This is a genomic window from Janthinobacterium sp. PAMC25594 (genome assembly GCF_019443505.1).
GTDB lineage: Bacteria > Pseudomonadota > Gammaproteobacteria > Burkholderiales > Burkholderiaceae_D > Janthinobacterium.
On record NZ_CP080377.1, the window covers coordinates 4,848,320 to 4,859,550 of the forward strand.

The window sequence follows — 11,231 nt, forward strand, 5'->3', positions numbered from 1 at the left end:
ATGGAAATGATCGAGCTATCCCTGGGCCAGCTGGCCCGCCGCATCCCTGGCGCCACGCGCCTGTTCGATGCGCACCGCCTGGATTTCTGCTGCGGCGGCAACAAGACCCTGCGCGCGGCGGCCGCAGCGGCCGGCGTGGACACGGCGCCCATCGTCGCGGAACTGCGGCTGCTGGCAGAGCGCGCTGATACCAGCGGCGCGCGTGACTGGCAGGACGCCCCGGCCACCGCGCTGGTGGAACACATCCTGGCGCGCTACCACGCCGTGCACCGCGAGCAGTTGCCCGAGCTGATACGCCTGGCGCGCAAGGTCGAGCAGGTGCATGGCGACCGCGCCGACTGTCCGCACGGGCTGGCGCAACACCTGTCGGCCATGGCGCAGGAACTGGAAAGCCATATGCGCAAGGAAGAAGACGTGCTGTTCCCGATGATCGTGCGCGGCCAGGGCCCCCGGGCCGGCGCACCCATCAACGTGATGCGCATGGAGCACGACGACCATGGCGTGGCCCTGCGCGCGATGGAGGCGATGACGAACGATATCACCGCGCCGGCCGGCGCCTGCACCACCTGGCGCGCGCTGTACACGGGCTTGCGCACCTTCCGCGAGGATCTGATGGCGCATATCCATACTGAAAACAATATCCTGTTCGAGCGCTTTGCGCCGGCCGTGGTGCACTGACAAAGGAAAGACCCATGGGTCCCTACAAAAAACTCTGGTTCACCCTGATCGGTGTGCTGATCGTGACGTTTTCGCTGCTCGGCTACTACGGCACGGAAGTCTACCGGCAGGCGCCGCCGATTCCCGCGCAAGTGCTGGCGCAGGATGGCCGGCAACTGTTCGACCGCGAGGGCATCCTCGACGGCCAGACGGCCTGGCAATCGGTGGGCGGCATGCAGCTGGGCTCCATCTGGGGCCACGGCGCCTACCAGGCGCCCGACTGGACGGCCGACTGGCTGCACCGCGAACTGACGGCCTGGCTGGAACTGGCCGCGCAAGAGCAGCATGGCAAGGCGTACGCGGCGCTCGACGGCCCCGCGCAGGCGGCGCTGCGCGAAGCGCTCAAGATGGAGTACCGCGCCAACCGGGTCGATGAGGCGCAAGTGCTGCACCTGTCGGCGCGCCGCGTGCAAGCGATCGCCAACACGGCGCACTATTACGACCAGCTGTTCTCCGACGCGCCTGCGCTGCACGCCAGCCGCGAGCATTTCGCGATGAAGGAAAATACCCTGCCCAGCGCCGAGCGGCGCGCGCAGATGACGCAGTTCTTCTTCTGGACGGCGTGGGCCGCCGCCACCGAACGTCCGGGCCAGAAAGTGACCTATACGAACAACTGGCCGCATGAACCGCTGATCGGCAACCAGCCCAGCGGCGAAAACCTCGTCTGGTCGGTCGCCAGCGTGGTGGTGCTGCTGGCCGGCGTGGGCTTCCTCGTCTGGGGCTGGGCCTTTTTGCGCGACCATGACGAAGCGCTGCCGACGCCCGGCGCGCGCGATCCTTTGAGCACGTTTGCGCTGACTCCCTCGCAGCGGGGACTGGGAAAATATCTGTTCCTGGTGGTGGCGCTGTTCATCTTCCAGGTCTTCATCGGCGGCTTCACGGCGCACTACACGGTGGAAGGGCAGCAGTTCTACGGCATCGACGTGTCGCGCTGGTTCCCGTATGCGCTCACGCGCACCTGGCATATCCAGGCCGCGCTGTTCTGGATCGCCACGGGCTTCCTGGCCGCCGGCCTGTTCCTGGCACCGCTGATCAATGGCGGCAAGGATCCCAAGTGGCAGCGCCTGGGCGTCGATGTGCTGTTCTGGGCGCTGGTGCTGGTCGTCGTCGGCTCGTTTATCGGCAATTACCTGGCGATTGCGCAAGTGATGCCGCCCGAGTGGAATTTCTGGCTCGGCCACCAGGGCTATGAATATGTGGACCTGGGACGTTTGTGGCAGATCGGCAAGTTTGTCGGTATCCTGCTGTGGCTCGTGCTGATGCTGCGCGGCGTCGTGCCGGCCCTGCGCCAGCCGGGCGGCGACAGGAACCTGCTGGCGCTGCTGACCGCGTCCGTCGGCGCCATCGGCCTGTTCTATGGCGCCGGCCTGTTCTACGGCGAACGCACGCACCTGTCGGTGATGGAGTACTGGCGCTGGTGGGTGGTGCACCTGTGGGTGGAAGGCTTCTTTGAAGTGTTCGCCACCACGGCGCTGGCCTTCATCTTCTCGACCCTGGGCCTGGTGTCAGTGCGCATGGCCACGACGGCCAGCCTGGCGTCGGCCTCGCTGTTCATGCTGGGCGGCATACCCGGCACCTTCCACCACCTGTACTTTTCCGGCACCACCACGCCCGTGATGGCCATCGGCGCGAGCTTCAGCGCGCTCGAAGTGGTACCGCTGATCGTGCTGGGCCACGAGGCCTGGGAGAACTGGCGCCTGAAAGCGCGCGCACCGTGGATGGAGCAGTTGCGCTGGCCGATGATGTGCTTTGTCGCCGTCGCCTTCTGGAACATGCTGGGCGCCGGTGTCTTCGGCTTCATGATCAACCCGCCCGTGGCGCTGTATTACATCCAGGGACTCAACACCACCGCGACGCATGCGCATGCCGCGCTGTTCGGCGTGTACGGTTTCCTGGCGCTGGGCTTTACCTTGCTGGTGCTGCGCTACTTGCGGCCCGACTACCGTTTCAGCCCTGCCTTGATGAAGACGGCGTTCTGGGGCTTGAACGCGGGCCTGGTGCTGATGCTCTTTACCAGCTTGCTGCCGATTGGCATCATCCAGTTCCACGCCAGCGTGACGGAAGGCCTGTGGTATGCGCGCAGCGAGGCATTCATGCAGCAGCCGCTGTTGCAGAACCTGCGCTGGATACGTACCTTCGGCGACGTGGTGTTCATCGTCGGCGCGGTGGCCATGGCGCTGCAGGTGGTGCTGGGGTTGCTGGGCAAGGCGCCGAAGGCAGCTGTACTGCAGCCACAGGCGGTGTAGCCCGGTTAACGTCTGCGCACGCAGTCGATATACGCGTCCGTGTCCGGCGGCAAGCCCGAACGCTGCGAAGCCCAGATCATCTGGCCCAGGCATTCCATCACTTCGTGCTGGGCCGCATGGGCCGAATCGAGGCGCTGCGTGAGTTGCTGCACGGCCGGGCGGATGCCGCGCGGCTGGTCCACCTGCACCTGCTCCGTGATCGACAGATGCATGGACAGGTGCAGGAAAGGATTGGCTTGTCCGCCTTCGACGGAATAGTCGCGCGCCAGTGCCGCTTCGACATCGGAGAGCTCGTTTTCATACTCGGGGTGTTCGAGGATCCAGTCGAGCGCGATGGCTTCCATCGGCGTGAGGATCTCATGGGCGCGGTGCTTGCGTAATGTTTCGCAAAAGAAGCGGCGCACATCGTCGGAAGAGGGGTTGAACATGGCTGAAGGACTATGGCTAAAGGGCAGCCGGCATTGTACCGCGTACATCAACCAAGGGCATCGGGGATGCCCTTTTTGCCGTCTGGCACCTGCTTGCATGACCCGATAGTCACCGCAATTTAATACCCTGCAGTAAGTATTATCCACTACCGCCACGGCCCGGCGGCGCCAAATAACGGTGATAAAATCGCCGCTCTTGATATTTGCTCTGGACACGATGGCGATTTTATTGCCATTGCGTGCTTCCATTGCCCGCACCTTTGCCACCGGATCTCGCTCCTGGCTTGTCCCGGAGCGCGGCAGCATGCCTATCACCATCAACCTTGACCTGTCCGGCCGCCCTGGCGTTCCCGATGGCTGGCTGTTTTCATTCAACACAGCGATGGTGCCGCCCCGGTGGCGCGCAAGAATCATCCTTCAGTATCCAAAAATGGAGTTACGAATGCGTAAATCGCTATTACTTTTGATGTCGTGCCTGATCCTGGCGGCATGTAACAAGACCCCGCCGGCCTCGTCCGAAAAACCGATCGACGTGCTGCTGATCGGCGCCGGCACCATGAGCGCCACCCTGGGCAGCATGCTCAAGGAACTCGATCCGTCGCTGACGATGGAAATGGTCGAGCGCCTCGATTCTGTCGCCGCCGAAAGCTCGGACGCGATGAACAACGCGGGCACGGGCCACTCGGCATTCGCCGAACTGAACTACACGCCGGAAGCGGCCGATGGCAGCATCGAGACCAAGAAAGCCGTTGCCATCAACGAGCAATTCGAAATTTCCAAGCAATTCTGGGCCTATCAGGTCGCCAACAAGCACCTGGGCGCCCCGCAGACCTTCATCAACAATGTGCCGCACATGGCCTTTGTGTGGGGAGACGACAATATTGCCTTTTTGAAGAAGCGCTACGCCGCGCTGCAAAAGGAAAACCTGTTCAAGGGCATGCTGTTCTCGGAAGACCCGGCGCAGATCGCGCAATGGGCGCCGCTGGTCATGCAAGGGCGCGACCAGGGCCAGAAAGTGGCGGCGACGCGCATGGAGATCGGTACCGACGTCAATTTCGGCAACCTCACGCGCGGGTTGGTGAGCTACCTGACGGACAGTCACGGCATGGTCCTGCACCTGCGCCACCAGGTGGAAAACATCCAGCGCGGCGCCGATGGCGTGTGGAACGTGACGGTGAAAGACTTGAACAGTGGCAAAGAGAAGACCATGCGCGCCAAGTTCGTCTTCATCGGTGCCGGCGGCGGTTCGCTGCCGCTGCTGGAAAAATCGGGCATTCCTGAAGCCAAGGGCTACGGCGGCGTGCCGGTCGGCGGCCAATGGCTGGTGACCACCAATCCTGAACTGGTGGCGGCGCATGCGGCCAAGGTGTACGGCAAGGCGTCCGTCGGTTCGCCGCCGATGTCCGTGCCGCATCTCGATACGCGCATCATCGATGGCAAGAAAGCCCTGCTGTTTGGTCCGTTTGCCACCTTCTCGACGAAGTTCCTGAAAAACGGTTCCTGGATCGACCTGCCTGCCTCGATCGGCACGGGCAATGTGAAACCGATGCTGCAAGCCGGCTACGACAATATTCCGCTGACGAAATACCTGGTCGAGCAAGTCATGAACACGCCGGAAGACCGCCTGAAGACCCTGCGCGAATACTTGCCGAACGCCAAGATGGAAGACTGGACCCTGCAAAACGCTGGCCAGCGCGTGCAGATCGTCAAGGATGACCCCGTCAAAGGCGGCTTGCTGCAGTTCGGCACGGAAGTCGTCGGCGCCGCCGATGGCAGCATCGTTGCCCTGCTGGGCGCCTCGCCAGGCGCCTCGACCGCGCCGCCGATCATGATCAAGGTGCTGCAAACGGCATTCAAGAGCCGTCTGGCGACGCCGGAATGGCAGGCGAAGATGGTGGAAATGGTGCCGTCGTACGGTCAAAAGCTGAACAATGACCCGGCCCTGGCCAACAAGATCCGCCATTACAGCAGCAATATCCTGGGTCTGAAAGCGATCACGCTGGACGTGCCGGCAGCGCCTGCGGCAAATTAAATCAGCCTGACCGGCGGGGAAGTTTCCTGCCGGTATGTAAAAAGGGGCAGCCTGGTCAGGCTGCCCCTTTTGCGTGGGAAGTGCGTTCATTGCGGTGGACTACCCCTTGTCCGGCAAGATCAGCTCCGGTGTACACCCTTCGGCGGCAATGCCGTCGCAAGGCTTGGCCAGTGCCGCGCCGTCCTGCGGGCGTGGCGCATGGGGTTGGCGCAGGTAGCGCGAGGTGTGGCGCTGCGCTTGCTGTGCGTTGCCATGCACGGGCCAGGTCAGGAAGCGGGACAGCTCCTGCAAGGCGCGCTGGTACACATCGCGTTTAAATTCAATGATGACATCGAGCGGGACCCAATATTCATGCCAGCGCCAGGCGTCGAACTCGGGATGGTCGGTCAGGCGCAGATTGACGTCGTTATCGCGCGCGCACATTCTCAGCAGAAACCAAATCTGCTTCTGGCCACGGTAATGGCCGCGAATCTCGCGCTTGATGAAGTGGTCTGGCACTTCATAGCGCAGCCAGTCGCGGGTGCGGCCGACAATTTTGACGTGTTCCTGTCTGAGTCCGATTTCCTCTTCAAGTTCGCGAAACATGGCTTGTTCCGGTGTTTCGCCATATTTGATACCGCCTTGCGGAAACTGCCATGAGTGCTCGCGCACCCGCTTGCCCCACCACACCTCGTTCTGGGCGTTTAGCAGGATGATGCCGACGTTGGGCCGAAACCCTTCACGGTCGAGCATAATGCACCTCAAACTTTCTGCGACCGAGCGTCCTTTTTTACATAATTACCCACAACTTCGCAAGCCGGTGACCTTTTCGGGGTGCGAAAAGCGCCGGAATCGCACCAATTGAGCGCATTTGTGTAAAGTATGGACGCATCAGCCAGCTAATCCTTTAAAATTAGGTTGATTATAACCCTCTCTTTTTAAAAAGAATTCACCGTTATGCGCGCCTCCCGTTTTTTTATTTCCACACTTAAAGATGCACCTTCTGACGCGGAAATCGTCAGCCACCAATTGATGATGCGTGCAGGCATGATCAAACGCCTCGGTTCCGGCATCTATACCTACATGCCGATGGGCTTGCGCGTGATCCGCAAGGTGGAAGCCATCATCCGTGACGAGATGAACAAAGCCGCCGGTATTGAACTGCTGATGCCGCTCGTGCAGCCGGCTGAACTGTGGCAGGAGACGGGCCGCTGGACCAAGATGGGCGACGAACTGATGCGCGTGAAAGACCGCCACGGCCGCGAATACGCGATCCAGCCCACGTCGGAAGAAGTCATCACCGACGTCGTGCGCACGGAAATCAAGTCCTACCGCCAGTTGCCGCTGAACTTTTATCATATCCAGACCAAGTTCCGCGACGAACGCCGTCCCCGCTTTGGCCTGATGCGCGGCCGCGAATTCACCATGAAGGACGCGTATTCGTTCGACCGCGACCTGGCCGGCATGCAAGCGTCGTACAAGGTCATGTTTGACGCCTACACGCGCATCTTCACGCGTTTCGGCCTGAAATTCCGCGCCGTGGCCGCCGACAACGGCGCCATCGGCGGTTCCGGTTCGCATGAATTCCACGTCATCGCCCACACGGGTGAAGACGCGCTCGTGTACTGCCCGACGTCCGACTACGCGGCCAACATGGAAGCGGCCGAAGCGCTGCCGCCAGCGGGCGAGCGCCCGGCCGCCACCCAGGCGCTGACGAAAACGGCCACGCCGGACACCGTCAAGTGCGAAACCGTGGCCGCCTTGCTGGGCCTGGAGCTGTCGCAAACCGTGAAAACCATCGCCCTGACGGTGGACACGACGGGCAAGGATGACAAAGTCACGCAACAGCATTTCATGCTGCTGCTGCGCGGCGACCATGAATTGAACGAGATCAAGGTGGGCAAGGTTGCCGGCCTGGCCGGTCACCGTTTCTCGACGGAAGCGGAAATCCTGGAAGTCTACGGCACCATCCCTGGCTACCTGGGCCCGATCGGCACCAAAGCTCCCGTCACCGTGGTGGCGGATCGCACGGTCGCGCACATGAGCGATTTCGTCTGCGGCGCGAATGAGGCCGGTTTCCATTACACGGGCGCCAATTGGGGCCGCGACGTGGCCGAGCCAGCCATCGTGGCCGACTTGCGCAATGTCGTCGCCGGCGACGCTTCGCCGGACGGCCAGGGCGCACTCGCCATCGAGCGCGGCATCGAAGTGGGCCACGTGTTCCAGCTGGGTACGGCGTACTCGGAAAGCATGAAAGCCACCTTCCTCGACGAGAACGGCAAGCCTGCGCCGCTGCAGATGGGTTGCTACGGCATCGGCGTGACGCGCATCCTGGGCGCCGCCATCGAACAGAACTTCGATGACAAGGGCATCATCTGGCCGGCGTCGATCGCGCCATTCGAGGTCGTGCTGTGCCCGATGGGCATGGACCGCAGCGAACTGGTCAAGGAAGAGACGGAGAAGCTGTACGCGGCCCTGCAAGGCGCTGGCGTGGATGTCATCGTCGACGACCGCGGCTTGCGCCCTGGCGCCATGTTTGCTGACTGGGAACTGATTGGCGTGCCGCACCGCATCGTCATCGGCGAGCGTGGCCTGAAAGAAGGCAAGCTGGAATACCAGGGCCGCCGCGATGCGGAAGCCACTGGTGTTGCGCCGGACGAGATCGTCGCCTTCATCCAGGGCAAAATGGCGCAGTGAAGCGTCCATCAGTAAGCAAGGTGGCTGGCGCGCTCGCGCTGGCCACCGGCCTGGCCTGCGCTTTCCCGGCGCAGGCCGGCAACCAGAAAGAGGAGGCGCTGGCCGACTCCGTCCGTCTGGCCCTGTCGCACGCGATCCGCGATGAACGCCCGCCGCAACCCAAATTTGCCACCCCCATCGAACTGCAGCGCTACCAGCAATGGCTGGCGCAGATGTCGCAACGCCTGCAGCGCAAGCTGCCGGACGCCCAGCTGCGCACGGAATTCCTGGAAACCGTCTGGTACGAAGCGCGCCGCGCGGGCCTGGAGCCGGCCCTGGTGCTGGGCCTGATCCAGGTGGAGTCGGCCTACCGAAAATATGCCGTCTCGCTGGCCGGCGCGCGCGGCTACATGCAGGTGATGCCGTTCTGGACGGGCGTCATCGGCGACCATGACCGCAGCAAGCTGTTCCACATGCAAACGAATTTGCGCTATGGCTGCGCGATCCTGCGCATGTACCTGGATATGGAACGCGGGGATTTGTACCTGGCGCTGGGGCGGTATAACGGCAGCCGGGGGCGGGCCGAGTATCCGAATGCGGTGCGCGCGGCGTGGAGCCAGTGGGAATTCAAGCCGGCCGGGTAGGTCGGACGTAGGTCGGATTAGGTCTGCAAGACCGTAATCCGACAACATTGTTGGCGTTTGCAGCCAAAAAAATGCCCCGCTCGCAGTCATGCGGCGGGGCACTCACACGGCGCGGAACGCCCTGTGCGTATCTGATTATTTCAAATGATCGGAGATCAGTTTCGTCATTTCAAACATGGAGACTTGGGCTTTGCCGCCGAAAACAGCTTTCAGCTTGTCGTCCGCATTGATCATGCGGCGGTTGGCCGGATCTTGCAGATCGAGTTTCTTGATGTAATCCCATACCTTTTTGGTCACTTCCGTGCGCGGCAGTGGTGCTGCGCCAACAACGGCGGCCAGATCTTTCGATGGCGTCATTGCTTTCATGAATGCTGCGTTTGGCTTGCGTGGTGTTGCCGGTGCTGCCGCTTTCTTCACCGCTGCTGGTTTAGCTGCTGCTTTGGCTGCGGGTGCTGCTTTTTTGGCGGCTGCAGGCTTGGCTGCTGCTGCTTTGGCTGGCGCTGCTACTGGGGTTTTTTTGGCTGTTGCCATCTTCGAGCCTCCTTAACAAACACATGGGAAATTGCGCAATTAATCGCACGGCTAATATTGGTGTGGATTTACCTTGTATGCAAGTGTTTTTCACGTTTTCACGAGGAAAAAGCAGGGAAATGGCGATGCTGTCGCCCGGGCGCACCGCTTGGGGGCACAGAACGGCGTTTTTACCCGTAAAGGGCATGGTTGCTGGCTATGCGGGGAGGGGCACTGCGGAGGGAGGGAACAGTGATGCTGGACACATGAAAATGCAATCCGGCATTATTTTATAACAGTGTTTTCAGCGTATTGTGCTTGGATACGCGGCGTAAAAAAGGCCTTCAAAATCACAGCGAGCGGGGATGATTTGTGGCCGAGAAGCGCAACCGTACTTTAGTACGGTGAGCATCGCCGGCCGCAAGGCGCCCCGCGCAGCGGATTTTGAAGCCTTCCACTACCTCATGCCAGGCATCATGCCCTTCATGGAACGCATCATCTTCATCATGCCGCCGCCCGACAATTTCTTCATCATCGTCTGCATTTGCTCGAATTGCGTCAGCATGCGGTTCACTTCCTGTACCTGCACGCCGGCGCCAGCGGCGATGCGGCGCTTGCGCGTGGCCTTGATCAGTTCAGGCTTGGCGCGCTCCTGCGGCGTCATCGAATCGATGATGCCGCACATGCGGCGCACCTGTTTATCGGCTTGATCCATGTTCTTGCCACCGGCCGCCTGCTGGAACTGGGCCGGCAGCTTGTCCATCAGGTTGGCCATGCCGCCCATTTTCTTCATTTGCCCCAGTTGCGCCTTGAAGTCGTTCATGTCGAACTTGCCGCCGACCTTGATCTTTTGCGCCAGGTCGGCCGCTGCCTTGCTGTCGACGCCCTTGCGCGCTTCTTCCACCAGCGCGAGGATGTCGCCCATGCCCAGGATGCGGTTGGCCATGCGGGTCGGGTCGAACGCTTCCAGGCCGTCGAGTTTTTCCGAGACGCCGGCAAACTTGATCGGTTTGCCCGTGATGTGGCGCACCGACAGGGCGGCACCGCCGCGCGCGTCGCCATCGAGCTTGGTCAGCACGATACCGGTCAGCGGCAGCGCATCGTTGAAGGCTTTCGCCGTATTGATGGCGTCCTGGCCCAGCATCGCGTCGACGACAAACAGGGTTTCGATCGGTTTCACGGCGCCGTGGATGGCGGCGATTTCGCGCATCATCTCTTCGTCGATACCGAGGCGACCCGCCGTATCGATGATCAGCACGTCGTGGTAATGCTTTTTCGCCCAATCCAGCGCGGCCAGCGCGATATCGACCGGCTTGTCCGTGCTGGCGGACGGGAAGAAGTCGGCGCCCACCTGGGCGGTGACCGATTGCAGCTGGGCGATCGCGGCAGGGCGGTACACGTCGGCCGAAACGGTCAGTACTTTCTTCTTCTTTTCTTCTTTCAGGTACTTCGCCAGCTTGCCGACGGTGGTGGTCTTACCCACGCCCTGCAGACCGGCCATCAGGATGATGGCGGGCGGTTGCTGCGCAAAGCTGATCTGCGACGCTTCCGGTCCCAGGTCGGCGCCCATCAGGGCGGCCAGCTCGCGCTGCACCACGCCGACCAGGGCCTGGCCTGGCGTGAGCGAGGAAATGACATCCTCGCCCATGGCTTTTTCTTTGACTTTGGCGATGAATTCGCGCACGGCGGGCAGGGCGACGTCGGCTTCGAGCAGCGCCAGGCGCACTTCGCGCAGCATGTCGGCGGTGTTCGCTTCGGTCAGGCGCGCCTCGCCGCGCATGGTCTTGACGACTTTGGCAAGCCGTTGGGTGAGATTATCTAGCATGATGAACCTGCAATGAAAAGCTTGGGAGTGGGCGGCGAAAGCCGGACGATGGGCGCCATTTTACCCCATCGCGGGTGGCTGGCGGTCTTGCGCTGCAGTGCCTGGCGGTTGGCCGGCTTTTGAATTAGTTGGTATTTCTGCCAATGCCGCGATTGCATCAAAGGCATTGCGCGG

Annotated in this window: 9 protein-coding genes; 5 read left to right on the forward strand and 4 right to left on the reverse strand. The window is 61.8% G+C overall.

Going from position 1 to position 11,231, the window contains the following annotated elements:
* Together ytfE and KY494_RS21745 are read left to right on the forward strand one after the other, a co-directional pair.
* Window positions 1-678: an iron-sulfur cluster repair protein YtfE gene (ytfE, locus tag KY494_RS21740; RefSeq protein ID WP_219888210.1), complete on the forward strand. Its 678-nt coding sequence runs from the start codon at window positions 1-3 to the stop codon at window positions 676-678.
* Window positions 679-692: 14 nt separating this feature from the next.
* Window positions 693-2,963: a nitric-oxide reductase large subunit gene (locus KY494_RS21745; protein ID WP_219888211.1), complete on the forward strand. Its 2,271-nt coding sequence runs from the start codon at window positions 693-695 to the stop codon at window positions 2,961-2,963.
* A 5-nt stretch (window positions 2,964-2,968) separates the two neighbouring features.
* On the opposite strand, the gene KY494_RS21750 is transcribed toward KY494_RS21745, so the two are convergent.
* Complete coding sequence (locus KY494_RS21750; protein WP_034780276.1) at window positions 2,969-3,391, reverse strand: DUF1841 family protein; 423 nt, start codon at window positions 3,389-3,391, stop codon at window positions 2,969-2,971.
* A 442-nt stretch (window positions 3,392-3,833) separates the two neighbouring features.
* On the opposite strand from KY494_RS21750, the gene mqo reads away from it, so the two are divergent.
* The gene (mqo, locus tag KY494_RS21755; protein ID WP_375143381.1) at window positions 3,834-5,423 is read left to right on the forward strand and encodes a malate dehydrogenase (quinone); all 1,590 of its coding nucleotides are present in this window, start codon (window positions 3,834-3,836) and stop codon (window positions 5,421-5,423) included.
* A gap of 99 nt (window positions 5,424-5,522) precedes the next feature.
* Here mqo and KY494_RS21760 read toward each other — a convergent pair whose 3' ends face one another.
* A complete protein-coding gene (locus KY494_RS21760; protein ID WP_219888212.1) occupies window positions 5,523-6,155 on the reverse strand; it encodes an RNA pyrophosphohydrolase in 633 nt (210 codons plus the stop codon).
* A gap of 204 nt (window positions 6,156-6,359) precedes the next feature.
* On the opposite strand from KY494_RS21760, the gene KY494_RS21765 reads away from it, so the two are divergent.
* Window positions 6,360-8,099, forward strand: a complete 1,740-nt coding sequence (locus tag KY494_RS21765; protein WP_219888213.1) for a proline--tRNA ligase — start codon at window positions 6,360-6,362, stop codon at window positions 8,097-8,099.
* Window positions 8,096-8,722 carry a lytic transglycosylase domain-containing protein gene (locus KY494_RS21770; RefSeq protein ID WP_219888214.1) on the forward strand — a complete coding sequence of 209 codons (627 nt, stop codon included), beginning with the start codon at window positions 8,096-8,098 and terminating at the stop codon, window positions 8,720-8,722. Before KY494_RS21765 ends, KY494_RS21770 begins: the two co-directional genes overlap by 4 nt.
* A gap of 135 nt (window positions 8,723-8,857) precedes the next feature.
* Here the strand turns inward: KY494_RS21770 and KY494_RS21775 are convergent, their stop codons facing one another.
* Both KY494_RS21775 and ffh read right to left on the reverse strand, forming a co-directional pair.
* Window positions 8,858-9,253 (reverse strand): SWIB/MDM2 domain-containing protein, encoded by a 396-nt coding sequence (locus KY494_RS21775; RefSeq protein WP_099762133.1) that lies wholly within the window; start codon window positions 9,251-9,253, stop codon window positions 8,858-8,860.
* Window positions 9,254-9,689: 436 nt separating this feature from the next.
* Window positions 9,690-11,057, reverse strand: coding sequence for a signal recognition particle protein (gene ffh / locus KY494_RS21780; RefSeq protein ID WP_096237853.1), 1,368 nt, complete (start codon window positions 11,055-11,057; stop codon window positions 9,690-9,692).
* Window positions 11,058-11,231: the final 174 nt, after the last annotated feature.

Coding starts and splice junctions, on each gene's coding strand:
- KY494_RS21760 (WP_219888212.1), bottom strand. CDS start 6,155: ATGCTCGACCGTGAAGGGTTTCGGCCCAACGTCGGCATCATCCTGCTA.
- KY494_RS21765 (WP_219888213.1), top strand. CDS start 6,360: ATGCGCGCCTCCCGTTTTTTTATTTCCACACTTAAAGATGCACCTTCT.
- KY494_RS21775 (WP_099762133.1), bottom strand. CDS start 9,253: ATGGCAACAGCCAAAAAAACCCCAGTAGCAGCGCCAGCCAAAGCAGCA.
- mqo (WP_375143381.1), top strand. CDS start 3,834: ATGCGTAAATCGCTATTACTTTTGATGTCGTGCCTGATCCTGGCGGCA.
- ytfE (WP_219888210.1), top strand. CDS start 1: ATGGAAATGATCGAGCTATCCCTGGGCCAGCTGGCCCGCCGCATCCCT.
- ffh (WP_096237853.1), bottom strand. CDS start 11,057: ATGCTAGATAATCTCACCCAACGGCTTGCCAAAGTCGTCAAGACCATG.
- KY494_RS21745 (WP_219888211.1), top strand. CDS start 693: ATGGGTCCCTACAAAAAACTCTGGTTCACCCTGATCGGTGTGCTGATC.
- KY494_RS21750 (WP_034780276.1), bottom strand. CDS start 3,391: ATGTTCAACCCCTCTTCCGACGATGTGCGCCGCTTCTTTTGCGAAACA.